Consider the following 25003-nt stretch of genomic DNA (forward strand, 5'->3'; position numbering starts at 1 on the left):
ATTACAACAATAACCGGATTAAACAAAAACTGGCTGGCATGAGTCCGGTTCAATACCGTCTTCACACCAGCCAACTAGCTGCGTAATATGAAACTCTAACTTTTAGGGGTCACATCAATATAATCTCTTGACACCTTTATTAGTTTATTTCAACTTTCATTAGGAATAACCTTTAAATATGGTAATAATCAGTTTGGGGAATAGGGAACCTGTACTAAAATACCATGAGACATTGAGAAGTCATGTAAATTTATTTTGTATCAGCAAAATAGTCTCTTCTTAATTCAACAGCAGAATGATTAGTTGAAGAAGGAACTTCATAAGAGGGCTAGAATAGTATTAGTAAAAGGCTGTTTTCGTATAGTTTTTGTTGTTTTTTAAAATCCCAAAAGCCGGCTTTTACCCCTAAAAGGTGAGTTCAGCGGTTTTTTATGAAGGAACCGAGCTCTTTTCTCGGCGGAAAAACTAAGTTTTGAGTTCCAAATTTATTCTTATTATTTAAATTTAAATATGGAAAGGAGTTTTATATGCAAGAATGGTTTGGCTCATCAGGTATTTGTATTAACGAAAATAATGAGCTGTTAATGGTTTTACAAGGTAAACCTGAAGAGGAAAAAACGTGGTCAATTCCATCGGGAGGAAAAGAACACGATGAAACGTTTGAAGAATGTTGTATTAGAGAAATTGAAGAAGAAACGGGCTATATCGTAGAAATTATTGACGAAGTTATGATTAAAAAAGGAAACTATGAACATCTTAATATATCTTTTGAAGTTCATTATTTTTTAGTAAAAGTAATTGGCGGAAAAAGAATTATTCAAGATCCAGATAATTTGATTTATGATATAGCGTGGAAACCCTTAGAAGAAATACAAACTTTGGAATTGTCATTTCCTGAAGATAGAAGTTTTTTAATTGATTACATGACAAAATAAAACAATATAGCGTTCGACTTTAATCGATTATGGATTTTCACAAAAATAAAAAATTCAATATGGAGGTGATTTTGAATGGATTATCAACCACCAAAACAGACTATTTCAGTTTCTGCTTTTGTCATGAACGAAAAAGATGAGGTTTTATTACTTAGGACTCATTGGCGTTCAGAGACTTGGGAAATGCCAGGTGGAAATGTTGAAGTAGGAGAACCTTTAGACGAGGCCGTTTGTAGGGAATTTTTAGAGGAAACGGGAATTGTCATCCGTCCTATTGGTATTACAGGTGTTTATTATAATGCAACGAAGCATGTTTTATCGGTTGTTTTTAAAGCCGAATATGTTAGTGGAGAAATAAATATTCAACCAGAAGAAATAATAGAGGCCAGATATATTGAATTAAACGAATCTAATATTGACCAATACATAACTCGCCCACAACAAAAGTCAAGGACGCTCGATGCGATGAAATCAAAGTGTTATATTCCATATGAAACTTGGGAGGTAGATCCTTCTTATAACTTGTTGTCTAGGTTATACGATGATTAATATGATCGTATTTGTTGAAATAATAGTAGAAAGGTGTCCAAATCACACATTTTGGACACCTTTCTTTACTTTACTTCAACTTTCCCACAGAGCCACCCACAATTAATTCAACCGTAATCTGGTGTGATTTAGTTTTTTCTTTTTTGATTAACTTGATTAATTGCTCCGCAGCCTTTGAGCCCCAGTCCTTTTTCGAATAATGGATAGTCGATAATCTAGGGTGGACAAATTGGGAAACTTCTATATCATCAAAGCCTATGATATGGATATGCTCTCCAATAACGAAGTCAGTCCCTGATAAATAATTATACATTCCGATTGCCATTTCATCGTTAAAACAGAAGACGGCAACAGGATCCGTATAATTTTGAATGATTTGTTGGGCTGCCCGTTCTCCAGATGGTTTGTCAAAGTCGCCATGTATAATCTGATATGAAATAGAAGGGTGGTTTTCCATTAGCTCTTGAACATAATGCAGTCTTTGTTCTGAATCATAGGAACCTGGTGAGCCAGTTACGAATACGATTTTATTGTGCCCGTTCTTCAGCAAGAAATTAACGGCAAGCTCGGCACCCATCTTATTATCGAGCAATACACGTTCAATATTTGGATTATCAATTTCGCGATCTAATACAACAAGCTTATGCCCGCGGTCAGCATAGCTAATTAGTTCCTCATCAGGAAAAGTAGCGTCTAGTACAATCGCACCGTCAATGATTCCTTCAGGTAAAAAACGATGAGACTCTTCGCCAGTACACACGACCAAATCGTAATTTTTGCTATTCAATGTTTCTCGCATACCATGAAGAAGCTGACCGAAAAATGGACCGCTGTAATCTGTTAAAAAAGCACCGATTATTTTGGTTTTTCTCTTTTTTAATGTTCTGGCCGCTGCGTTCGGTATGTAATTAAGTTCTTTTGCGATAGCAAGTATTTTTGCACTTGTTTCTTCCGTCACTTTAGGACTGCCGTTCAGGGCGTAAGAAACAGTGGAAATGGAAACACCTGCTTTTTTCGCTATATCTTTAATGCTAACCATTCCGCTCTCTCCATTCTTGCAAATCCACTTACTTCTACTGTATCGGTAGTTCAGGTTTTTGACAATCACAAAAAAGAAAAAGCAGCGGACTACTTGCCGCCGCTCTTCTTATTAAATATAGATTTCTACTGTATTTCCTTGTTCGTTCAATCGTTTAATCCAATCCTCTTTTGCAATACGGATTCCGCCTGTACGGTATGGATTTTCAACACGAACTGTATCCAAAGTTTCGCCGTTTATTTTTACTGAAGTTTCAGCTGCACCTGTCAAATGGTAGACAAAGGTAACTGGCATACTGTCAATTTCAAAATCAAAGCGAAGACCATTTAGTGACTCTGGCAATACTGGATCAATGACTAAATCACCAGCTTGGATTCTAATACCAAGAACATTCGAGATCAATTGATTCATATAAATTCCTGGTCCGCTTGAATAGATGCGCCATCCGCCTTTGACGGCAACAGAACCAGTTCTTAACTCGTTAAATCTATCTTGTGCTTCATAACGAGTGTTAAATTTACCGTCAGAACTACTGAAATATGAGTTACTTTGACGTAATTCAGCATTTGGAACTGCTTGTTGAATGCTGACTGGATTAATAATCTCTAGACCCTTCCATGCATCTTCCGCTTTACCGAGTTTCGCCATCGCTTCAATATAACGAATGTGAGCATGAACATATTGTAATCCAACTTCACGGCCGAAGTTAGAAGCCTGTTCAGCCCGCTTGAAATGAGTACTCACTCCACCTTCATAATTTGCAGGACGATTCATCAATCGTACTCCGTCTGGGCAGAAGAATGTTTCTTTAATTAGTTGATAATGAGTTTCTGCTTGTTCCGGTGTCAAAAGCTCACTAATCATACTGCGTGTCATAGGAAGGAGACGGTATTGGATACCAGTCTTTGTATCTTCAGGGTGAAGCATTTTTTCCGGTTGATCCGCATTTTCCAAGTATAAGAACCCAGGAATGATATTAGATGGCTCCATATATTTATGGAAATCAGCATTGATACCAGCTGCGAGTTCATACAATTCCTTTGATTCTTCCGGCTTTACAGCTTCAAGAGATTTAGCCAATTGTTTAATAGATTGATAAGTTAGTGCCACTGTCCAACTGCTCGCCATATATTGTTTAAGTTGAGCGTTCGCTGGTTGAAGCGTGTCATCCCAGTCGCCATCACCGTAAGAAGATAGAAACGTATCATGCAAGAAATGATTTTTAATATAGTCAATTTCTTTTTTAGCATGATCGAATATCGAAGCAGTTTGTACAGTGAACTGGAAGCTGCTACGATCCATATACGGAACTTCTTCCTCTAAAATTCCAAAGTCCTGTGTAACATTTAAATAATCACTTAACACTTTCAATGGCCAAACAATGATATCACCGTGACTTTCTCCAGCTTGAATATTTAGATAACGATCAAACATGAACCATTGTGGCCAGTTGCCATCGTTTTCGTATTGGTGAGAGAATACCGTTTTTAGGATATTTTTAACGACATGGTATTTTTGTGTCGCCATAAAATATTCAACTGGGCCCTGACATACATCACGAGTTCCCCAAGCAGCGCCACCATATTGTTCTAAACCGTGTGGAACCGAGTAATGCACGAGCATGTTATGTGTATACCACCAAGCAAGTGTATTAAATTTTTCAATCATCTCAGGTGTAGAGCCTTGATAAGAAAGTTTAAAACCATTCATTGTCTTCTTGAAAAACTCACGGTATTTTTCAATTTCTTCCACGACATCACAATCAGTGAAAGGCACTACTTTCCCGTGTAGGAGTCCTTGGACTGTCATGGACCAAGCAGATGTCTCATTTACTTCAAGTACAATAATGGATGCTGAGTTAGCTTCCACATTTTCTGCCAACAATTGCTCATTTGCTACAGTGAATTCAGCACCAGTAACACGTAGACGATATGTTAAGTCAGGATAGTTATTCTTATTAAAAGCACCTTGTCCGGCATTAAAAGTTAGAACTTCATTTTTTCTCTCCATGACAAATGGTGATTGAAACTCATTGCTATCCATAATGACTTGGTTTGTAACTAAATAAGGATAAGCTTTTCCACTTAATGTATGGACGTTTAAATGAACTTCTGTAGAATCGACTGTTGTAAAGTTTGTAATCACGAATGTTTCTGAATCTGTTTTATAATACCAACGTGCATAATTAAAGCCTAGTTCAAATAGAGAAGGCATTGTTAGCAGTTGATAGCGGTCATTGATTTTAACATAAATACGTTGACCGGATGTCTTCATTACGTTAAGGGCATTTCTAGCATTTGTATTGAATTTGTTAAAAGAAGTATTGCCGATAACGAGCTGGCAATTGAAAATTCCGTACATATAGGAAGTCGTTGTAATAACTTCCTCAATGCTTTCTACATTGTTCCCGCTCATTAAAATATGACCATGCGGGCGTTCAACAAGAAGTTCTTTTTCCTTCAAGACAATATGTTCATGCGTATCTGTAAAGAAAGAAAGTAGTGTCTCACCGTCCCATTCTTCTTGATGACGATTAGGGTAGAGGAGATTGATTTCTTCTGCTGACATGGATTTTGTTTGCAACGGTACGCCAATGGATGTTGATAATGATACCTTTTCAGTAGATGTAAAATCCTTTTGCTCAGCTTGTTTTACATTTTCCCACGCATCTATTATTTCATTTTCAAACTCTAATGTAGAGATAGCTTCTACATGGTTTTCTTTAAAAAGACCATAAAAAACAAACTGTGTTGCTCCAGCAAGCTTCACTTTTTCTGATTGAAGTGCTGTGTAAGTAAATTCGTATTGATATACTTCATTTGCAAGGGTTGCTTTAGATAATGATTCTGGTTTATTTGTTTCTTTATAGGACTTTCCGAAAAATTGGAATCCATCTGTTGAATAACCAACAACCTTGGACAAAGCTCCTTGTTGTATATAAGGGAAGCCTGTAGACTGCGGCTGATTTTGGCGAGAGCAAACGATGAAGCCTCTATTTTCGTTGTTAAAAACTTTATTGTCCACGTATTGAGACATGTAAGCTTCATTGGAACGAACAGCCCCTTGATCGGCAAGGCCAATATCTTGAGCATAAATAACATCTATTTCTACATCAGAACCATCTACATTAACATCCCAAAACCAGATGTTTTGCTTCGATAATGTAAACGTAACTTTATAGTTTACTTGCTTGTATGAACCTTCCCAACAAGCTTGGTTGTCAGAATACGAGAACTTGCTTGTAGATTGTACTCCTAGTAGGGGAATTGCTTCGATTTTTTCACCATCATGAAAACGTAAATAAATATTATTTAACGAACCATCAATAGGATTGGCAATCCATTGACTAATCATGAGATGATTGGAGGCAGCAACTTGCAAATCTCCACTGTTTAAAAATGAAAATTGCAAATTACCTGCGTTCATTTTAATCGTTGAATCTGTAATAGTAGTCATGATTAACTCCCTCGAATCACTGATAATTTTTACAGGCAATCGAAACGTTTCGATTCCTTTGTTACTTGGATTATAAACGCATTAAAAACGTAAGTCAATGATAGAATCGAAACGTTTTTATTAATTCTTAAAGATATGCTAAAATAAGGTAAAGTGACCTTGCAAAAAATTAATTTCAGTCTGAAATATATTGATATAATTTTTGGTAGGGGTTACATTTTTACTAGATGTATATTGTGAAGGGGGTTGGTAATAGATGGATGAACTTCGAATTCAAAAAGAGGTAACGATTACAAAACATGTAGAGTTATCTTATTTACTGTCATTGCCGAAAGACTACGAAGAAAATTACGAAACTTCATATCCTCTCGTTTTATTTTTACATGGAGCGGGAGAGCGCGGCGATGATTTAAATCTAGTAAAACTACACGGACCACCAAAACTAGTTAGTGAACGTGATTTTCCGTTTATCCTCGTGTCACCACAATGTCCGTTCGAACAAAGATATTCGACATGGCATCTTTATATGGATGATCTCAATGCGCTAATCGATGAGATGATTGAAAAATATCGGGTGGACAAGAAAAGGGTCTATGTTACCGGTCTAAGCATGGGAGGCTTTGGAACATGGGAAATAGCAAAGCTATATCCTGAAAAGTTTGCTGCGGCTGCCCCAATCTGTGGCGGGGGGTCTACTAAGCAAATAGAAAGGCTGAAAAATGTTCCTGTTTGGGCTTTTCATGGAGCCAAAGATGATGTCGTTCTACTAGAAGAAAGCGAACGTATGGTAGAAGCACTTAGTGAAGTAGGGGGCAACGTGAAGTTAACTGTTTATCCGGATGCTAATCATGATTCTTGGACGGAGACGTATAATAACCCTAAATTTTATGAATGGCTTTTAAGCCAGAAGAAAGAATAGTTATTGATTGCGTTTTCAAAATATAATTGTAGTTTTATAATTAATTTGATAGAATTAAGCGAAAAATGTGTAACTTTTACAAGGGAGAAGATATAAGTGAGTAAACTGAAGGTTGCGGTTGTTGGCTGTGGAAGTATTGCGAGATATCGCCATTTACCTGAATATGCAGCGAATGACCAAGTAGAATTAGTCGCAGTTTGTGACATTGTTGAAGATAGAGCAAAAGAAATGGCAGAACAATATGGAGCTAAAGCATATACAGATTACAAAACGATGTTAGATGAAGCCGATGTAGATGTTGTTTCCGTTTGTACGCCTAACTACTTGCATGCTCCAGTTTCAATTGATGCATTGAATGCTGGCAAGCACGTATTATGTGAAAAGCCAATGGCAACTTCAGAAGAAGATGCGCTTGCTATGATTGAAGCTGCTAAAAATAATAATAAAAAATTAATGATTGCTCATAACCAACGTTTCGTACCTTCTCATGAAAAAGCGAGAGAATTAATTGAAAACGGAGAAGTTGGCAAAATTTATGGCTTCAGAACTGCTTTTGGACATCCAGGACCAGAAGGATGGAGCATTGATGGTAAAGACAGCTGGTTCTTCAGAAAAGAAGAAGCATTCATTGGTGCAATGGGAGACCTTGGTGTTCATAAAACAGATTTAATGCGCTATTTACTTGGTGAAGAATTTGTTGAAGTAGGTGCATTTGTTGAAGCGGGTGCAAAAAAAGATAGCACAGTCGATGACAATGCAGTTTGTGTATTGAAATCTGAAAGCGGAATTATTGGAACATTGGCTGCAAGCTGGGCATATCAAAAAGAAGATAATTCAACTGTTATATATGGAGAAAAAGGCGTTATCCGTCTTGAAGATGATCCAGAATATTCATTGATTGTTCATTATCGAAATGGTGAAACGAAGAATTTTGATCTTGGTAAAATTCAATCCAATGAAGAAGGCGGACAAAACAGCACGAGAGTTATCGAGAATTTCGTAAATAGCATCGTGAATGACACTGAACCACCAATTAACGGTGAAGAAGGAATGAAATCCTTGAAAGTTGTTCTTGCAGCACTAAAATCAAGTGAAACGAAACAAATCGTTCAATTTTAAAAAGTGTAGGAAAGTACTTGATTCAATAGAATTGCGATGGCAACGAATATCTGCTTCGTCTAGCTCCAGCGCCTAGTGCCTAGCAAACTTTCGGTATAAGTCAACATCGGTTCACCGTGTTTCTTTTATCTCGTCAGAACCCTAAAAAGTTTGTACGTCGCTGAGCACGCGCTTACGCTTTTGTTCTCAAAATAGTTTAATATGGAGTTGAGGTGATACGATTCACCTCAATCTATACATATAAAAAATTTAGAAGGGATCGGTGTTAAACTATGAAACTTGGTGTTTTTACTGTATTATTTTCAGACAAGTCTTTTGAAGAAATGCTTGATCATGTAAAAGCTTCTGGCCTTGACGCAGTAGAAATTGGTACAGGAGGTTACCCTGGAAATGCTCACTGTGATCTTGATGCTTTGCTTGAAAGTGAAGAAAAACGCAAAGACTATTTGCATCAAGTTGAGTCAAGAGGTCTTACGATCAGCGCTTTCAGCTGTCACGGCAACCCGCTTTCACCTGATAAAGAATTCGCTCAAGAATGTCATGATGCAATCGTTAAAACAATTAAGCTGGCTTCATTATTGAATGTACCGGTTGTAAATACATTTTCTGGAACACCTGGTGACCACGAAGATGCTAAATATCCTAACTGGCCAGTTGCTCCGTGGCCAAATGAATATGGCGACATTCTAAAATGGCAATGGGAAGAAAAACTTGTTCCTTATTGGAAAGAAGTTGGTAAATTAGCTGAAGAACATAATGTGAAAATTGGCCTTGAGCTTCACGGTGGATTCCTAGTTCATACACCGTATACTTTACTGAAACTTAGAGAATTAACTTGTGATGCAATTGGAGCAAACCTTGACCCAAGCCATATGTGGTGGCAAGGTATCGATCCAGTTGGAGCAATTAAAATCCTTGGTAAAGCAAATGCAATTCACCATTTCCATGCGAAAGATACATTCATCGATCAAGAAAATGTGAATATGTATGGGCTAACTGATATGCAGCCATACACAGAGCTTAGAACAAGAGCTTGGAATTTCCGTTCTGTTGGATGCGGTCATGATATGAAAGAATGGTCTGATATGATGAGTGCCCTTCGTACTTATGGATATGACTACGTTGTCAGCATTGAGCATGAAGATCCAATCATGTCCATTGAAGAAGGATTCCAACGTGCTGTTAGCAACCTAAAATCAGTATTAATTAAAGAACAACCTGCCGCTGCTTGGTGGGTATAAGATTTTACATAACCTGCAAAGGGAACGTAGGCAACAACTGCCTGCTGCCTTTGCAGGTTTTTTATTGGAATTGGGACTCGGGCCCGATAGGGATGCTGAATCACTATGAAATGCAAGATTTACTTGTTTGGTTGAAAATAATGGTCTGATTCCCGAAGAACTAGAATGATTTCCATATTTGTTCGAGAATAAAGGTTTAATTCCCGATGAACTGGAATAATTTTCAGATTTGGTCGAGAATAAAGGTTTAATTCCCGATGAACTGGAATAATTTTCAGATTTGGTCGAGAATAAGGGTCTGATTCCCGACGAAATAGAACGACTTTCATACTTGGTCGAGAATAAAGGGCTGATTCCCGATGAACTAGAATGATTTCCATATTTGTTCGAGAATAAAGATTTAATTTCCGATGAACTGGAATAATTTTCAGATTAGGTCGAGAATAAAGGTCTGATTCCCGACGGACTAGAATGATTTCCATATTTGTTCGAGAATAAAGGTTTAATTCTCGATGAACTGGAATGATTTTCATATTTGATCGAGAATAAGGGTCTGATTCCCGACGAAATAGAACGACTTTCATACTTGGTCGAGAATAGAGGTCTAATTCCCTATGAACAGTAATGATAAGTATATTTGTTCGAGAATAATGGTTTAAGTCCGGATAAACTGGAACAAAGTTCATATCTGGTTTGCGAATCCTTTCCCGATTCTCAACGACTCTCTTAGGCTGAAGATTCCCATGCATTGGAGAAAGGTTAAATGCTACAATCCCCATAGAATAGGAATTAGGGAATTGGAAATCTTGTTAAATTTCAAGTAATATTTGTGGTAGACGATGAAAATAAGAAGGATGCATAAGATGGAAAAGTTTATTGTGGTTGGTGCGGGGATTCTTGGGGCGTCAACGGCGTATCACTTAGCAAAAACAGGTGCCGATGTTACGGTTATTGATCGGAAAGATATAGGACAAGCTACAGATGCGGCGGCAGGTATTGTGTGCCCATGGATTTCACAGAGGCGCAATCAAGCATGGTATAGGCTTGCAAAAGGTGGGGCACGTTTTTACCCTGGACTTATTCAAGAGTTGAAAAATGATGGTGAGTCCAACACTGGATATTCTCGTGTAGGAGCCATCAGTATACATACGGATTCTAAAAAGTTAGCGGAAATGGAAAAGAGGGCACGAAAAAGACGTGAAGATGCTCCCGAAATTGGCGAAATCCATTTACTTTCACAAACAGAAACGAAAGCTTTATTTCCTTTAATAGCAGATGGATATAGCTCGGTTTATGTTGGTGGCGCTGCTCGTGTTGATGGTCGCGCCATTCGTGATGCATTGCTAAGGTCAGCGGAAAGGTACGGAGCAAATATCGTAAATGGAGATGCTGAACTTTTATTAAATGGAACAAATGTGATAGGGACAAAGGTAAATAACGAGACGTACTTTGCAGATACTGTCATAGTAACCGCAGGAGCTTGGGGTAGCCAGCTATTAAAGCCATTGGGAGTCAATTTTCAAGTTGATTTTCAAAAAGGGCAGATTCTACATATGGAACTTCAAGGAATGGCAACGGATCAATGGCCTGTAGTAATGCCACCTGGTAATCAATACATTGTACCTTTTCAAGATGGGAAAATTGTGGCAGGTGCAACTCATGAAAAAAATACTGGATTTGATCTCCGTGTAACGGCAGGAAGTATGCAGGATATATTGGCTCAATCGCTGCAATTTGCACCTGGATTATCTAGTGCCACAATTGTAGAAGCAAGGGTTGGATTTCGTCCTTTTACAGCGGACTTTTTACCAGTAATTGGTCCACTTCCAGGATTTGGAGGAGTTTTAGTAGCCAATGGGTTAGGTGCTTCTGGACTGACCATGGGCCCATACCTTGGCTCTTTAATGGCGAAATTAGTGTTAAAAGAGAAAATTGATTTGGATTTGGCACCTTACGCTATTTCTGGTGCACTAGACTAGAATGTTAAGATTCCGTAAATTTACAAAAAAGTACAAACGCATATGATAAGCTAAATATAGAATTTCGACTCAGAAGTTCTATATTTTTTTAGGGGAGAAGGTTTGAATGTCAGAGAAAAAAAGTACTTTATTTAAAATACTAATAGAATTATTATTCGTTTCTACTAGGCTAGGGTTAACATCTTTTGGTGGTCCAATTGCTCATTTAGGATATTTTCATGAAGAATACATACGAAGAAGAAAATGGATGGATGAAAAGAGTTATGCTGATTTAGTGGCATTATGTCAGTTTCTTCCTGGTCCAGCAAGTAGCCAAGTTGGGATAGGTATAGGGGTAATGCGTGCTGGAATTTTAGGTGGAATTGTTTCTTTTCTTGGATTCACGTTGCCTTCAGTTATTGCTTTGATTATTTTTGCCCTTATAGTAAAAGGCTTTGAAATTGGAAATGCAGGTTGGATACATGGCTTGAAGTTGGTTGCCGTTGCTGTAGTGGCACATGCGATTTTAGGGATGGCACAAAAGCTGACTCCTGATTTAAAGCGAAAAGCTATAGCTTTAATGGCATTAGTGGTCATCTTATTATGGCAGACTGCTTATACTCAAGTTGGAGTCATTTTATTGGCAGCATTCATTGGTTTTATTATCTATAAAAACCATACTGATGAGGATAATTCAAGAATTCATTTTCCTATTTCACGTAAAGTAGGAATGTTTTGTTTAGCCTTATTCTTTAGTTTGCTCATCTTATTGCCTATTTTAAGAGAAATGAGCTCAGTTGGTTGGATCGCTATGTTCGATAGTTTTTATCGTTCAGGTTCGCTCGTATTTGGTGGAGGACATGTAGTGTTGCCTTTGTTGGAGCGTGAATTTGTACCAACTGGATGGTTAAGTGAAGAATCTTTCCTTGCTGGCTATGGAGCTGCCCAAGCTGTACCAGGTCCATTGTTTACATTTGCTGCTTATTTAGGTGCGGTAATGAATGGTTGGGTCGGTGGTTTGGTTGCAACTGTTGCAATCTTCCTACCTGCATTTCTCCTAGTTATTGGTACTCTTCCATTTTGGGATCAACTTCGTCGCAACCCAAAGATTAAAGGAGCTTTGATGGGAGTAAATGCTGCAGTAGTTGGAATTTTAATAGCTGCATTTTATCAGCCAATCTGGACAAGCTCTATTTTAAAACCGATTGACTTTGCATTTGCGGCAGTTTTATTTAGCATGCTTGTTTATTGGAAGCTGCCACCTTGGATTATTGTAATGACTGGTGCAATTGGTGGTGCTCTTCTTACATTATTGACATAATACCCAAAGGGGTATATTATATTCGTATGAAAAACAGATTAGGAGGTGGACCATATGGAATATAATGACCAAATGAAAAATAGAGTCAAGCGTATTGAGGGGCAGCTTCGAGGTATTTTAAAGATGATGGAAGAAAACAAAGACTGTAAAGAGGTTATTACTCAATTATCAGCAGCTAGAACTGCAATCGACCGGACGATCGGTGTTATCGTAAGTTCTAACCTTGTGGAGTGTGTACGACAAGCTGAAGAAAGTGGAAATCAAAAAACGGAAGACCTTGTAAAAGAAGCTGTTGAACTGCTAGTTAGAAGCAGATAAAAATAAAAGGGTTGACACTCTCTTTTATTTTGACTATTATAATACCCATACCGGTATATGTATAAAAACTTGGAGGTAGATAGAAATGAATATAGCAAAAACATTAGATGCAAAAGGATTGGCATGTCCAATGCCTATCGTTAGAACAAAAAAGGCTATTGGTGAGTTGGAAAGCGGGCAAATTTTAGAAGTGCTTACAACAGATAAAGGGTCAAAAGCAGATATTACAGCATGGGTTGGGTCTCAAGGTCACGAACTTGTTAATATGACGGAGGACGACGGGATCTTTACATTTTATATTAAAAAGAACTAATTTTTTTTACAAATAAATATACCCCTATATGTATACAAGGAGGAAAACATGTCAGAGAAAAAACGTACAACTATTGTTTTATTTAGTGGAGACTACGATAAAGCAATGGCCGCTTATATTATTGCAAATGGTGCTGCAGCATACGATCATGAAGTAACGATTTTTCACACTTTTTGGGGATTAAACGCTTTAAGAAAAGATGAACAAATTTCAGTGAAGAAAAGCTTTTTAGAAAAAATGTTTGGCAAAATGATGCCACGTGGAGCCGGAAAAATGGGATTATCCAAAATGCACTTTGCGGGTTTTGGACCGAAAATGATCAAAGATGTGATGAAAAAGCATAATGCAATTCCTTTGCCCCAACTAATTGAAATGGCTCAGGAACAAGGTGTGAAATTAGTTGCTTGTACGATGACGATGGATTTGCTTGGATTGCAAAAGGAAGAACTGCTCGATCAGATTGAATATGCCGGAGTTGCTGCATATTTGGCGGATGCCGAGGAAGGCAATGTTAACTTGTTTATTTAAGCTTAGGGGGATGTCATTTGAATTATATTACTGAAATTATCGTAGTAGTAATCCTTATCTTTTTCTTAAAAGGATTCTTGCCTATAAAAGGTGTTAAAAATATATCAATCACTGAATTAAAAAGTGAATTGAAGGACAAAAATATTCAAATGATTGATGTTCGTACAGTAGGAGAATTTATGCAATATCATATTCCAGGGTTTAAAAATATCCCTCTACAAATGTTGGCAAAGGAAGCAAATAATCTAAAGAAAGACGAGCCTATTATAGTTATTTGCCAAAGTGGTATGAGAAGTCAAAGAGCAAGTAAAATGCTGAAAAAGCTAGGTTTTAATAATATTATGAATGTAAAAAGCGGAGTATCTGCTTGGAGATAGGAGGAATTGTGATGAAAGAATATACAACTAAAAAAGTGGAAGAATTGTTGCAAAGTGGTGTGAAATTAAACCTTATTGACGTTCGTGAAATTAAAGAAGTGCGAGAGGGAAAAATCCCTGGTGCAGTTAATATTCCACTTGGTCAATTGGAGTTTAGATTGAAAGAATTAGAAAAGGAAAAAGAATATGTGATGGTATGCCGCTCTGGAGGAAGAAGTGGACGTGCTGTTCAATTTCTTGAAAGTTATGGCTATCGAGCAGTGAATCTGGCTGGTGGAATGTTGGATTGGGAAGGCGAAGTAGAATAATTTTTTTAATTAAAATAATACCCCGTAGGGTAAATGGAGAGATATAGATGAGTATCAAAACCGATTATGTACTTGATGCAAAAGGGCTTGCGTGCCCGATGCCTATTGTTAGAACTAAAAAGGCAATAAATGAATTACAGAACGGGCAGGTATTGGAAGTTCAAGCAACAGATAAGGGATCAACTGCTGATATTAAGGCATGGTCCGAGCGTACGGGACACCAGTATTTAGGTACATTGGAAGATGGCGGAGCATTAAAACACTATATTAGAAAAAGTGAATCTGAGGAAAAAGTAGAGAAGAAATTTCCTCACGTAATTAGTAATGAAGAGTTAAAGGCCATTTTAAATGAGAGAGAGATTTTCCTTGTAGATGTAAGGGAAGAAGCTGAATATGCTTTTCAACATATAAAGGATTCTATTTCAATCCCTTTAGGAGAGCTTGATTCAAGAATGAATGATTTGAATAAGGAAGCTGAAATTTTTGTTATATGTCGTACTGGAAATCGTAGTGATTTAGCGGCACAAAAACTGGCTGATAAAGGATTTTTGAACGTAAAAAATGTTGTTCCAGGTATGAGTGCTTGGACAGAGGAGAAGGTGAAATAAATGGCAGTTAAGGGAATGAATCCACATGAATTAACAAAGATGGTTTTTAATGATGAAAAGTTATTTATACTTGATGTCCGAAACGTAAATGATTTTCAGGATTGGAAAGTCGAAGGGAAGAACTTTGAATACTTGAATATTCCATATTTTGATTTGCTTGATGGAGTCGAAGAAATAATAAATCAACTTCCAGTAGGTCAGGATATCCTTGTTGTTTGTGCCAAAGAAGGTTCCTCGATAATGGTGGCAGACATGTTAGCTGAGCATGGATTAAATGTGTTTTATCTTGAAGGTGGAATGAAAGCATGGAGTGAACATTTAGAGCCAATCAAAATTGGTGAATTAAATAGCGGCGGAGAATTGTACCAATTTGTTCGAATTGGAAAAGGTTGTTTATCATACATGATTATTTCGAATGGAGAGGCTGCCATTATTGATGCCACAAGGATGATAGACATCTTTATCAAATTCGCTGAAGAGCAAAATGCTACGATTAAGCATGTATTAGATACGCATTTGCACGCAGACCATATTTCTGGAGGAAGGAAAATTGCTGAAGCAACAGGAGCTTCTTACTGGTTACCTCCTAAAGATGGAGAGGAAGTTGTCTTTGCATATGAGCCTATAGAAGATGGAGAGAAAATTGCAATTGGTCATTCTACAATTGAAATCAATGCCATTTATTCCCCTGGCCACACAATCGGATCAACCTCGTTTATTGTGGACGATACATTCTTATTAACGGGAGATATTTTGTTCATCGATTCGATTGGACGTCCGGACCTTGCAGGAAAAGCAGAAGACTGGGTAGCTGATTTGCGTGACACACTTTATATACGATACAGAAATCTTTCTGATGAACTTATCGTCTTACCAGCACATTTTATGATCATTGACGAATTAAATGAAGATGGAAGTGTATCTGCAAAAATTGGAGATCTTTTTGCGAAAAATCATGGCTTGCAGATTGAAAATGAAGACGAATTTAGAAAACTTGTAACAGAGAATCTTCCACCTCAACCGAATGCTTATCAGAAAATTCGCCAAACGAATATGGGTAAAATTACACCAGATGAAGAAAGTCAACGTGAAATGGAAATAGGACCTAATCGTTGCGCTGTTCGTTAACAGAAGTTATGTCTAAAGGCTATCCTAGAAGTTGCTCGTAGGATAGCCTTTTAGAAAGGAGAGTTTTATGGATTATATTATCATTATTTTTTTTATAGGATTCATTGGATCTTTTATTTCTGGAATGCTTGGAATAGGCGGATCCATTATTAAATATCCAATGCTTTTATTTATCCCGCCTCTATTTGGTCTAGCAGCATTTACCGCTCATGAGGTTGCCGGAATAAGTGCGATTCAAGTCTTTTTTGCAACAATAGGTGGGGTTTGGGCTTATCGAAAAGGCGGATATTTGAATAAAAAATTAATTATTTATATGGGTGTCAGTATACTAATCGGAAGTTTTCTTGGTGGTTTCGGATCGAAGTTAATGTCTGAGAATGGAATTAATCTTATATATGGAATACTGGCATTGCTTGCTGCTGTAATGATGTTTATTCCGAAAAAAGGAATTGACGATACTCCGCATAGCGAAGTTGTTTTTAATAAATGGCTAGCAGCTGGATTGGCTTTTATTGTCGGAATAGGGGCAGGGATTGTTGGGGCTGCAGGTGCATTTTTACTTGTACCGATTATGCTCGTAGTATTAAAAATCCCTACACGAATGACAATTGCTTCATCCCTTGCCATAACATTTATTTCTTCAATTGGATCAACTGTGGGAAAAATTACAACTGGACAAGTTGATTATTTTCCTGCATTAATTATGGTTATCGCTAGTTTAATAGCAGCGCCTATTGGTGCGACTGTAGGTAAAAAGATGAATACAAAAGTTTTACAAATAATGTTAGCTGTATTAATACTAGCAACCGCAATAAAAATATGGATTGATATTTTATAATGTACAGGCCAAACAATGAAGTTCATTGTTTGGTTTTTTACAAGAGAACAATAATATTAAATGTTTATCTTAAGGAGCCACCGGTTCGAGGGCAAATAAGCTAAGTCATTCAGAAAATTTGCTTGTCGCCTAAGACTACGTGCTTTGGCTTTTCTTGCATATTACTAATTAATAAAACATAGATTAGGACAGGAGTATCTAATGGGAGGTTAGTCATGAACGGGTATACAAGTCTTTGTGATCAATTTTCTGCTATTTTTAATACGAAAAGTAAGATTAGTCACGGTGTTTGTTCTGTCTCGCTTCATCGAAATTTTTCCGTTACTGTTCAAGGTAGGACTACTACTTCAGTTGTGCCTGTAAGTGTTTCGTTTGAAGCTTTGGATCAAAACGGAAATGCTCTGAATCTTGCAGAAATAGCTATTCTTGAAAAAGAAGTTCCATCGTTCATGTACTCGGTTGTTCAGCATGGTTTAATCGTTAGTGCCTTGCACAATCATTGGATTTTCGTAAATCCTAATATTTTGTATATGCATATACAATCCGTTGAACCACCCTTACAATTTGGTAGGAAGCTAGTAAATGCATTTTCTGCATTAAGTAGTTATCCAAAATCTTAGTGGAGTAGAAATGAAAAGGTTTTCAACAGGACCTTTATATGGTATCTTATTACATATAGCCTCATGACTTGTACATACTTTGTATAACGGTTAATCAAAGTTTAGAATAACTAAATATGGGGAGTGGGGAAAATGAAGTTAGGAGTTTTTTCGGTTTTATTTGGCCAAAAAAGCTTTGAAGAAATGCTAGATTATGTGGCAGAAAGTGGTTTGCAAGCGATCGAACTAGGAACTGGCGGTTATCCTGGCAACACTCACTGTGATGCTGCAAGCTTACTAGCGGATGAGGAAAAATTAACTAGATTCAGAGAGGCTATTAATAGTAGAGGTCTGGAAATCAGTGCGCTTAGCTGTCACGGAAATCCTCTGCATCCAAATAAGGAAATTGCCAATCAGCATCATGAGGATTTTCAAAATTCCGTCAAGTTAGCAGCGAAACTTGGTGTAGAGACGGTTATTACTTTTTCAGGTTGTCCTGGTGAATCCGAACAGTCTCTTAACCCTTCATGGGTAACATGCCCTTGGCCAGAGGATTTTGGGAGAGTTCTAGATTGGCAATGGGAAGAAAAAGTCATTCCTTACTGGAAAGAACAAGACCAATTTTTAAAAGAGCATGGAGTGCGGGTTGCGATAGAACCTCATCCCGGATTCGTCGTTTACAATACCGAAACAATGTTGCGGCTTCGTGAGGAATGCGGAGATAGTATTGGGGTGAACTTTGATCCGAGTCACTTATTCTGGCAAAACATGGATCCAATCGTGGGAATTAAAGATTTGGCAAAGGCTGGAGCATTATACCACTTCCATGCGAAAGATACTGGAATCGATGCTCAAAATACTGCCGCTAATGGAGTACTCGATACGAAAAGCTATCGCGACGAATTAAATCGTTCTTGGATTTTCCGAACGGTCGGCTATGGTCATGGAGAGGAAACATGGAGGAAAATAATTAGTACTCTTCAACTGGTTGGTTATGATGGTGTCATTAGTATCGAACACGAGGATAGTTTGATGTCAGTAGAAGAAGGCTTCCAAAAAGCAGCTTCTTTCCTTCAAAATTTGCTTATTAAAGAAAGGATCGGTGAAATTTGGTGGGCGTAAAAAAGAAGATTAGGATTGGTATGATAGGTTATAAATTTATGGGGAAGGCACATTCGCACGCGTATCGCGATCTTCCGTTTTATTTTGATTGTGATGTAGAACCTGTCCTTCAAGCAGTAGTAGGACGTGATGAAGATGGGGTAAGAGAAGCTGCAGAGAGAATGGGCTTCGCTTCGTATGAAACGGATTGGAGAAAGTTGATTGAACGTGATGATATTGATTTAATAGATATCGTCACACCGAATAATACACATGCGGAGATTGCAATTGCAGCTGCTGAAGCTGGAAAACATATTCTTTGCGAAAAGCCACTTGCTTTGACATTAGAAGATGCTCAACGCATGTATAATGCGGTGAAAAAGAATAATGTCATTCACATGGTATGCCATAACTATCGATTTGCACCTGCTGTTCAATTTGCGAAAAAATTGATTCAAGAGGGTAGATTGGGTAAAATCTATCATGTGCGTGCACAATATTTGCAAGATTGGATCATGGATCCGAAATTTCCAAGTGTATGGCGTCTGAAAAAAGCAGTGACTGGTTCTGGTGCACTTGGAGATATTGCAGCACACAGTATTGACATGGCGCGATTCCTAGTTGGTGAATTTGAAGAAGTAACTGGTATGATGGAAACGTTCATTAAGGAGCGTCCCGTAGCAGATTCAAGTGGTGGATTAAGTGCAAAATCTGAAAGCACCATTATGGAAGAAGTAGATGTCGATGATGCTTCAGCATTCTTAGTTCGCTTTGAAAACGGAGCGATGGGCGTATTTGAAGCAACTCGATTTGCAGGTGGAAATCGAAATGGGAATCGCATTGAAATTAATGGATCTAAAGGCTCCATTCGTTGGGATATGGAACAAATGAACAATTTGGAAGTTTATTTTGCTGACGATGAAAACGGACTTCAAGGCTTCCGAAATATCACATGTACGGAAGAGCATCATCCATTTGCAGGTGCTTACTGGCCAGCGGGACATATTATCGGGTATGAACATACGTTTATTAACCTTATGACAGAGTTAATGAAAGGTATTTCTGAAGGATATAGCCCATCTCCTAATTTTGAAGATGGAGTTAGAAATCAAGAAATATTAACAGCAATTGAAAAGTCGGCTGAAACGCGCAGTTGGGTTAATGTTAAACAAATGCGTTTAGTGGAAAACGTATAAGCTTATCACAAAAAAGTAGAAACCGACATATAGTTTCTTATTTTCTTGATTCAAGCTGTATGCAATAATTATTATGAAGAATTAATTAAACGTCTGCCCCGGAAATTCCGGGGCAAAGCATAAGTCATCATTGTGGAGGATAACAATATGGAAAAAGTGAAAATAGGAATCATCGGTTGTGGGATGATAAGTGAAATTTACATAAAAAATACGAAGGAAACTTTTCAAAATCTTGATGTCATTGCAGTTGCGGACATTAATATGGATAACGCGAAAGCACGTGCTGAACAATTTGGAATCCCTAAAGCATATTCACCTGAAGAGCTTTTGGCTGATGAAGAGATCGAAATGGTTATCAATCTAACAATTCCAACTGCACACGCTCCAATTTGCTTACAAGCACTTGAAGCAGGAAAACATGTTTTTGTTGAGAAACCACTTGCGGTTACACGTGAAGATGGAAAGAAAATTTTAGAATTAGCTAAGAGTAAAGGGCTTTATGTCGGTTCTGCACCGGACACATTTTTAGGTGGGGGACTTCAAACATGTCGAAAACTAATCGATGATGGCTGGATAGGTGAACCAATTGCAGCGAGTGCTTTTATGATGGGGAGCGGTCCTGAAGGTTTCCATCCAAATCCTGACTTTTTCTATGTTGAGGGTGGAGGTCCAATGTTTGATATGGGACCATACTATTTAACTGCACTAATTAACTTAATAGGACCAATCAAGCGAGTTACTGGCTGTGCAAGAGCGACTTATCCTGAAAGAACAATTAAGGCTGGCCCACGAGCAGGGGAAAAAGTTCCTGTTGAAATTCCTACACATATTTCAGGTGTATTCGAATTTGCAAATGGTGCCATTGGTTCCATTACGACCAGCTTCGATGTATGGGGCTCTCAATTACCAAGAATTGAAATTTATGGTACGACAGGAACTCTTATCGTTCCCGATCCAAATACATTCGGCGGTCCTATCTATGTTAAAAGACAAGGGGAAGCGCAGTGGACTGAAATCCCACTGACTCATAGTTTTAGAGAAAATAGTAGGGGAATCGGAGCTGCCGACATGGCAAACGCCATTCGAACAGGACGTGCAAACCGTGCTAGCGGAGAATTGGCTTTCCATGTGCTAGATGTAATGCACGCTTTTATCGATGCATCTGAAAAAGGACAACATATCGAAATTTCAAGTGGCTGCATTAGACCTGAAGCCCTTCCGATGAACCAACCAACTGATTTTTTATCATAAATATTTTAAATGACAACAAGACTCTCAAAATGTAACTTTTTTGGGAGTCTTTTTTGTATGTATGTTTTATGTTTCGCCAGTGAGAGCAGTGCCTTTTGGAGTTAATCCAAGGGGAGGCTTAATTCAGTGGAGAAGAACCATTTATAGCCGCACAGTTCTTTCCTTGGTGCAGTGCAAGAAGTTAAGTTCTTCCTCCAATCAAGTTGGATTAACTCATATGTTACAAATAGTAAATTTATACCTCTAAACGAGTTCAACCAACACATAATATTGAAAAATAGCAGAGTTCGCCGTGAATCGAGTGGACCTCCGCACAATAGTGAAAAATGACTGAGTTATTCAGAGAGTCGAGCTCGATCACCGCATAATAGTGATAAATAGCTGAGTTATGCCTCGAATCTTTTCAATCACCACAGAATTGTAAAAAAGCTCTTTTCTCTTCAATGTATAGTAACAATTGATCTGCGGATTTCGAGTAGAGTAGTAGTGAACTAAATCAAAAAAGAGACAGCAGCTAAGCCGTCTCTTAAAAAATATTAAACTTCTGTTACGGCAATTCCCGTTTCACTCATTGGAATGCCAAGTGCATTTGCCACACCTTCACCATAAGCAGGGTCTGCTTTGTAGCAGTGGATGATATGTCTAATTTTAATTTCTTTCGGAGCATCGCCCATTGCACGAGCGGTATTTCCAAAGAGAGCTTCTTTTTGCTCATCGTTCATTTTATTAAAGAGAAGACCGGGTTGTGTGAAATATTGATCGTCATCTTCACGGAAATCCCAATTTTTAGCATCGCCACTTATTTTTAATGGCGGCTCAGTGAAATCCGGCTGCGATTCCCACTCACCATAACTGTTAGGCTCATAATGCATGGTGCTTCCTAAATTTCCGTCAACTCTCATTTGTCCATCGCGATGGAAACTATGGAATGGACACTTCGGTGCATTGACTGGAATTTGATGGTGGTTTACACCTAAGCGATAACGTTGAGCATCTCCATATGAGAACAATCTTCCTTGCAACATTTTGTCGGGTGAGAATCCAATACCCGGCACAATATTGGCTGGAGTAAATGCAGCTTGTTCTACTTCTGCAAAATAGTTTTCAGGATTTCGATTCAAAACGAATTCTCCAACTTCAATAAGAGGGAAGTCCTTTTTATACCAAACTTTTGTAAGATCAAATGGGTTGTAAGGCATGTTTTCTGCCTCTTCTTCTGTCATCACTTGGATATACATTTTCCATTTCGGGAAGTCACCATTTTCAATACTTTCATATAGATCCTTTTGGTGGGATTCGCGATCCTTACCAATAAGAGCTTCTGCTTCAGCATCTGTTAAATTTTCAATTCCTTGTTGAGAACGGAAATGGAATTTTACCCAATAGCGTTCGTTCTCTGCACTTATCATGCTATACGTATGGCTTCCGAAACCGTGCATATGGCGATATGACTTAGGAATTCCGCGGTCACTCATAACAATCGTTACTTGGTGAAGAGCTTCAGGCAATGAAGTCCAGAAGTCCCAATTGTTTTTCGCACTTCGCATATTTGTTCTAGGATCACGTTTTACAGCATGATTTAGATCTGGGAAGTTAAGAGGGTCTCTAAAGAAAAATACGGGCGTATTATTTCCTACAAGGTCCCAGTTTCCTTGTTCTGTATAAAACTTTAACGCAAATCCACGAATATCACGCTCTGCATCAGCCGCTCCACGCTCACCCGCAACTGTAGAAAAACGAGCGAACATTTCAGTTTGCTTACCAACTTCTGAAAAAATTCTTGCTTTTGTATATTTTGTAATGTCGTTTGTGACTGTGAATGTGCCGTATGCTCCTGATCCTTTGGCATGCATACGTCTTTCAGGGATGACTTCTCTATCAAAGTGAGCTAGCTTTTCGATCAACCAAACATCTTGTAGCAAAACAGGACCCCTTGGACCTGCAGTCATAGAATTCTGGTTATCGATGACTGGGGCACCTGCAGCAGTCGTTAATTTTTTCAATTGCTTCTTCTCATTCTCACTCAAGAAACGTGCACCTCCGATAATGTGGTATGTAACTTACAATAATTATTATAACAGACTAATTATAAGTTTACTATATTTATAATATAAGATTTTTTATAAAAAAGGTTCCAATATTCTACAAAAGAAATCCTTTAACTGGCAATATTCGACTAAAATATTCACTTCTTACACACGCAAATAGCATTTTTTTAATAATTACAAAATATTTCTCCTATAATAAGCAACTCAGGTTGTTAACTTATGAAAGACATTGTATGATAAAATATATTTATGAATTAGTGTCTAAGGAGGAAGTAAAATTGTCGAAACAGCAAATAGGCGTTATTGGTTTGGCAGTTATGGGGAAAAACCTCGCTTTAAATATTGAAAGTCGTGGATATTCTGTTGCAGTATATAATCGTTCTTCTGAAAAAACAGAAGATTTTATGGAGAATGAAGCGAAGGGTAAAAACTTTGTCGGTGCCTTAACTATAGAAGAGTTTGTTAATTCGTTGGAAAAGCCACGTAAGATTTTGCTTATGGTAAAAGCAGGGGCAGCTACAGATGCAACAATCGAATCTTTAAAGCCACACCTAGAACAAGGCGATATTTTAATCGATGGCGGAAATACGTTTTTCCAAGATACCATTCGCCGTAACAAAGAACTAAGTGAAGCGGGTCTTCATTTTATTGGCACAGGAGTTTCAGGTGGAGAAGAAGGAGCACTTACAGGTCCTTCCATTATGCCGGGTGGACAAAAAGAAGCTTACGATTTAGTTGAACCTATCTTCCAGGCGATTTCTGCAAAGGTGAATGGAGAAGCATGTAGTACATATATAGGTCCAGATGGAGCGGGCCACTATGTGAAAATGGTTCATAATGGAATTGAATATGGCGATATGCAATTGATTTGTGAAGCTTATTATATTATGAAAAATATTTTAGGCTTAAATGCAGAGGAATTGCACGAAGTATTCTCAGAGTGGAATAAAGGAGAACTTGATAGTTATCTTATCGAGATCACAGCTGATATTTTTGCGAAAGTAGATGAAGAAACTGGAAAACCGCTAGTGGACTTGATTAAAGATACTGCTGGTCAAAAAGGTACAGGTAAATGGACGAGCCAAAACGCATTGGACTTAGGTGTTCCACTTCCACTTATTACTGAATCTGTATTTGCACGTTTCATTTCAGCAATGAAGGAAGAACGTGTAGCAGCAAGTAAAGTATTAAACGGCCCTGAAGTATCCGCTTTTGAAGGGGACAAAAAAGAACTTATTGAAGCAGTTCGCAAAGCATTATACATGAGTAAAATTTGTTCATATGCTCAAGGTTTTGCGCAAATGAAGGCAGCGTCAGAAGAATATGGCTGGGATCTAAAATATGGCGATATTGCAATGATCTTTAGAGGCGGATGTATCATTCGTGCACAATTCTTGCAAAAAATTAAAGATGCTTATGATCGAGATGCAAACCTAGCTAACTTAATGCTTGATCCATACTTTAAGGAAATCGTTGAAAGCTATCAGTCGGCACTTCGTAAAGTAATTGCCATTGCAGTTGAACGCGGAATCGCAGTTCCTTGCTTCTCAAGCGCGATTGCATACTATGACAGTTATCGTACAGAAACTTTGCCTGCAAATTTATTACAAGCACAACGCGACTATTTTGGTGCCCACACTTATGAGCGCCTTGATAAAGAAGGTACTTTCCATACAGAATGGATGAATAAGAATTAATATAGAAAAACCCGGGAGAATTATCTACCGGGTTTTTTAAACGTTTTAAGGGAAAATTTAAAAACTAAGACTTTGCTGTCCAAACCGCGAAGTTAAAAGTTAAAGAGCAACTTTAACTTTTACTTGTCGGATTAAGGAGCTTGCGCTTTTGTTCAA

25 protein-coding genes are annotated in these 25003 nt (G+C 37.9%); 21 read left to right on the forward strand and 4 right to left on the reverse strand.

Annotation, left to right across the window (positions count from 1 at the left end; translation table 11 throughout):
- The 3 genes from MT489_RS22425 to MT489_RS09560 form a co-directional block, all read left to right on the forward strand.
- A partial coding sequence (locus tag MT489_RS22425; protein WP_425311310.1) for an IS3 family transposase occupies positions 1 to 86 on the forward strand: 86 nt, incomplete at its 5' end.
- 441 nt (positions 87 to 527) lie between these two features.
- Positions 528 to 935 (forward strand): NUDIX hydrolase, encoded by a 408-nt coding sequence (locus tag MT489_RS09555; RefSeq protein WP_244681320.1) that lies wholly within the window; start codon positions 528 to 530, stop codon positions 933 to 935.
- 75 nt (positions 936 to 1010) lie between these two features.
- The gene (locus MT489_RS09560) at positions 1011 to 1484 is read left to right on the forward strand and encodes an NUDIX hydrolase (RefSeq protein ID WP_244681321.1); all 474 of its coding nucleotides are present in this window, start codon (positions 1011 to 1013) and stop codon (positions 1482 to 1484) included.
- 70 nt (positions 1485 to 1554) lie between these two features.
- Here the strand turns inward: MT489_RS09560 and MT489_RS09565 are convergent, their stop codons facing one another.
- Positions 1555 to 2523 carry a LacI family DNA-binding transcriptional regulator gene (locus MT489_RS09565; RefSeq protein ID WP_244681322.1) on the reverse strand — a complete coding sequence of 323 codons (969 nt, stop codon included), beginning with the start codon at positions 2521 to 2523 and terminating at the stop codon, positions 1555 to 1557.
- Between the two features lie 111 nt (positions 2524 to 2634).
- On the reverse strand, positions 2635 to 5979 hold the full coding sequence (locus tag MT489_RS09570) for a GH36-type glycosyl hydrolase domain-containing protein (RefSeq protein ID WP_244681323.1): 3345 nt from the start codon (positions 5977 to 5979) through the stop codon (positions 2635 to 2637).
- A 256-nt stretch (positions 5980 to 6235) separates the two neighbouring features.
- Between MT489_RS09570 and MT489_RS09575 the strand changes: the two genes are divergently transcribed.
- From MT489_RS09575 to MT489_RS09585, 3 genes are all read left to right on the forward strand, one after another.
- A complete protein-coding gene (locus MT489_RS09575) occupies positions 6236 to 6898 on the forward strand; it encodes a carboxylesterase family protein (protein WP_244681324.1) in 663 nt (220 codons plus the stop codon).
- Positions 6899 to 6994: 96 nt separating this feature from the next.
- Positions 6995 to 8017: a Gfo/Idh/MocA family protein gene (locus tag MT489_RS09580; protein WP_244681325.1), complete on the forward strand. Its 1023-nt coding sequence runs from the start codon at positions 6995 to 6997 to the stop codon at positions 8015 to 8017.
- A 272-nt stretch (positions 8018 to 8289) separates the two neighbouring features.
- Positions 8290 to 9258, forward strand: coding sequence for a sugar phosphate isomerase/epimerase family protein (locus MT489_RS09585; protein WP_244681326.1), 969 nt, complete (start codon positions 8290 to 8292; stop codon positions 9256 to 9258).
- A gap of 119 nt (positions 9259 to 9377) precedes the next feature.
- Here the strand turns inward: MT489_RS09585 and MT489_RS09590 are convergent, their stop codons facing one another.
- Positions 9378 to 9944 (reverse strand): hypothetical protein, encoded by a 567-nt coding sequence (locus MT489_RS09590; RefSeq protein ID WP_244681327.1) that lies wholly within the window; start codon positions 9942 to 9944, stop codon positions 9378 to 9380.
- 177 nt (positions 9945 to 10121) lie between these two features.
- Here MT489_RS09590 and MT489_RS09595 point away from each other — a divergent pair, with 177 nt between their 5' ends.
- From MT489_RS09595 to MT489_RS09660, 14 genes are all read left to right on the forward strand, one after another.
- Entirely contained in the window at positions 10122 to 11237 is a 1116-nt protein-coding gene (locus MT489_RS09595) for an NAD(P)/FAD-dependent oxidoreductase (RefSeq protein ID WP_244681328.1), read from the forward strand.
- A gap of 106 nt (positions 11238 to 11343) precedes the next feature.
- The gene (locus MT489_RS09600) at positions 11344 to 12537 is read left to right on the forward strand and encodes a chromate transporter (RefSeq protein ID WP_244681329.1); all 1194 of its coding nucleotides are present in this window, start codon (positions 11344 to 11346) and stop codon (positions 12535 to 12537) included.
- Between the two features lie 54 nt (positions 12538 to 12591).
- Positions 12592 to 12855, forward strand: a complete 264-nt coding sequence (locus tag MT489_RS09605; protein WP_244681330.1) for a metal-sensitive transcriptional regulator — start codon at positions 12592 to 12594, stop codon at positions 12853 to 12855.
- Between the two features lie 85 nt (positions 12856 to 12940).
- The gene (locus MT489_RS09610; protein ID WP_244681331.1) at positions 12941 to 13168 is read left to right on the forward strand and encodes a sulfurtransferase TusA family protein; all 228 of its coding nucleotides are present in this window, start codon (positions 12941 to 12943) and stop codon (positions 13166 to 13168) included.
- Between the two features lie 48 nt (positions 13169 to 13216).
- On the forward strand, positions 13217 to 13696 hold the full coding sequence (locus MT489_RS09615; protein ID WP_244681332.1) for a DsrE/DsrF/DrsH-like family protein: 480 nt from the start codon (positions 13217 to 13219) through the stop codon (positions 13694 to 13696).
- Between the two features lie 17 nt (positions 13697 to 13713).
- Positions 13714 to 14073, forward strand: a complete 360-nt coding sequence (locus MT489_RS09620) for a rhodanese-like domain-containing protein (RefSeq protein WP_244681333.1) — start codon at positions 13714 to 13716, stop codon at positions 14071 to 14073.
- An 11-nt stretch (positions 14074 to 14084) separates the two neighbouring features.
- Positions 14085 to 14381, forward strand: coding sequence for a rhodanese-like domain-containing protein (locus tag MT489_RS09625; RefSeq protein ID WP_244681334.1), 297 nt, complete (start codon positions 14085 to 14087; stop codon positions 14379 to 14381).
- Between the two features lie 47 nt (positions 14382 to 14428).
- The gene (locus MT489_RS09630; RefSeq protein ID WP_244681335.1) at positions 14429 to 14989 is read left to right on the forward strand and encodes a sulfurtransferase TusA family protein; all 561 of its coding nucleotides are present in this window, start codon (positions 14429 to 14431) and stop codon (positions 14987 to 14989) included.
- The gene (locus tag MT489_RS09635; protein WP_244681336.1) at positions 14990 to 16117 is read left to right on the forward strand and encodes an MBL fold metallo-hydrolase; all 1128 of its coding nucleotides are present in this window, start codon (positions 14990 to 14992) and stop codon (positions 16115 to 16117) included.
- Between the two features lie 67 nt (positions 16118 to 16184).
- A complete protein-coding gene (locus MT489_RS09640; RefSeq protein WP_244681337.1) occupies positions 16185 to 16955 on the forward strand; it encodes a sulfite exporter TauE/SafE family protein in 771 nt (256 codons plus the stop codon).
- A 215-nt stretch (positions 16956 to 17170) separates the two neighbouring features.
- Positions 17171 to 17575: a DUF1259 domain-containing protein gene (locus MT489_RS09645; protein WP_244681338.1), complete on the forward strand. Its 405-nt coding sequence runs from the start codon at positions 17171 to 17173 to the stop codon at positions 17573 to 17575.
- Between the two features lie 132 nt (positions 17576 to 17707).
- Positions 17708 to 18676 (forward strand): sugar phosphate isomerase/epimerase family protein, encoded by a 969-nt coding sequence (locus tag MT489_RS09650; RefSeq protein WP_244681339.1) that lies wholly within the window; start codon positions 17708 to 17710, stop codon positions 18674 to 18676.
- Positions 18677 to 18696: 20 nt separating this feature from the next.
- Positions 18697 to 19851: a Gfo/Idh/MocA family protein gene (locus MT489_RS09655; RefSeq protein WP_280518572.1), complete on the forward strand. Its 1155-nt coding sequence runs from the start codon at positions 18697 to 18699 to the stop codon at positions 19849 to 19851.
- A gap of 147 nt (positions 19852 to 19998) precedes the next feature.
- Positions 19999 to 21102: a Gfo/Idh/MocA family protein gene (locus tag MT489_RS09660; RefSeq protein ID WP_244681341.1), complete on the forward strand. Its 1104-nt coding sequence runs from the start codon at positions 19999 to 20001 to the stop codon at positions 21100 to 21102.
- A 536-nt stretch (positions 21103 to 21638) separates the two neighbouring features.
- Here the strand turns inward: MT489_RS09660 and MT489_RS09665 are convergent.
- Positions 21639 to 23129 carry a catalase gene (locus tag MT489_RS09665; protein ID WP_280518570.1) on the reverse strand — a complete coding sequence of 497 codons (1491 nt, stop codon included), beginning with the start codon at positions 23127 to 23129 and terminating at the stop codon, positions 21639 to 21641.
- 299 nt (positions 23130 to 23428) lie between these two features.
- Between MT489_RS09665 and gndA the strand changes: the two genes are divergently transcribed.
- Complete coding sequence (gndA, locus tag MT489_RS09670) at positions 23429 to 24847, forward strand: NADP-dependent phosphogluconate dehydrogenase (RefSeq protein WP_244681342.1); 1419 nt, start codon at positions 23429 to 23431, stop codon at positions 24845 to 24847.
- Positions 24848 to 25003: the final 156 nt, after the last annotated feature.

The sequence above is a fragment of the Lederbergia wuyishanensis genome, from assembly GCF_022900255.1.
GTDB lineage: Bacteria > Bacillota > Bacilli > Bacillales > Bacillaceae_C > Lederbergia > Lederbergia wuyishanensis.

Coding starts and splice junctions, on each gene's coding strand:
- MT489_RS09555 (WP_244681320.1), top strand. CDS start 528: ATGCAAGAATGGTTTGGCTCATCAGGTATTTGTATTAACGAAAATAAT.
- MT489_RS09560 (WP_244681321.1), top strand. CDS start 1,011: ATGGATTATCAACCACCAAAACAGACTATTTCAGTTTCTGCTTTTGTC.
- MT489_RS09565 (WP_244681322.1), bottom strand. CDS start 2,523: ATGGTTAGCATTAAAGATATAGCGAAAAAAGCAGGTGTTTCCATTTCC.
- MT489_RS09570 (WP_244681323.1), bottom strand. CDS start 5,979: ATGACTACTATTACAGATTCAACGATTAAAATGAACGCAGGTAATTTG.
- MT489_RS09575 (WP_244681324.1), top strand. CDS start 6,236: ATGGATGAACTTCGAATTCAAAAAGAGGTAACGATTACAAAACATGTA.
- MT489_RS09585 (WP_244681326.1), top strand. CDS start 8,290: ATGAAACTTGGTGTTTTTACTGTATTATTTTCAGACAAGTCTTTTGAA.
- MT489_RS09590 (WP_244681327.1), bottom strand. CDS start 9,944: ATGAACTTTGTTCCAGTTTATCCGGACTTAAACCATTATTCTCGAACA.
- MT489_RS09595 (WP_244681328.1), top strand. CDS start 10,122: ATGGAAAAGTTTATTGTGGTTGGTGCGGGGATTCTTGGGGCGTCAACG.
- MT489_RS09600 (WP_244681329.1), top strand. CDS start 11,344: ATGTCAGAGAAAAAAAGTACTTTATTTAAAATACTAATAGAATTATTA.
- MT489_RS09605 (WP_244681330.1), top strand. CDS start 12,592: ATGGAATATAATGACCAAATGAAAAATAGAGTCAAGCGTATTGAGGGG.
- MT489_RS09610 (WP_244681331.1), top strand. CDS start 12,941: ATGAATATAGCAAAAACATTAGATGCAAAAGGATTGGCATGTCCAATG.
- MT489_RS09615 (WP_244681332.1), top strand. CDS start 13,217: ATGTCAGAGAAAAAACGTACAACTATTGTTTTATTTAGTGGAGACTAC.
- MT489_RS09625 (WP_244681334.1), top strand. CDS start 14,085: ATGAAAGAATATACAACTAAAAAAGTGGAAGAATTGTTGCAAAGTGGT.
- MT489_RS09630 (WP_244681335.1), top strand. CDS start 14,429: ATGAGTATCAAAACCGATTATGTACTTGATGCAAAAGGGCTTGCGTGC.
- MT489_RS09635 (WP_244681336.1), top strand. CDS start 14,990: ATGGCAGTTAAGGGAATGAATCCACATGAATTAACAAAGATGGTTTTT.
- MT489_RS09640 (WP_244681337.1), top strand. CDS start 16,185: ATGGATTATATTATCATTATTTTTTTTATAGGATTCATTGGATCTTTT.
- MT489_RS09645 (WP_244681338.1), top strand. CDS start 17,171: ATGAACGGGTATACAAGTCTTTGTGATCAATTTTCTGCTATTTTTAAT.
- MT489_RS09650 (WP_244681339.1), top strand. CDS start 17,708: ATGAAGTTAGGAGTTTTTTCGGTTTTATTTGGCCAAAAAAGCTTTGAA.
- MT489_RS09655 (WP_280518572.1), top strand. CDS start 18,697: ATGATAGGTTATAAATTTATGGGGAAGGCACATTCGCACGCGTATCGC.
- MT489_RS09660 (WP_244681341.1), top strand. CDS start 19,999: ATGGAAAAAGTGAAAATAGGAATCATCGGTTGTGGGATGATAAGTGAA.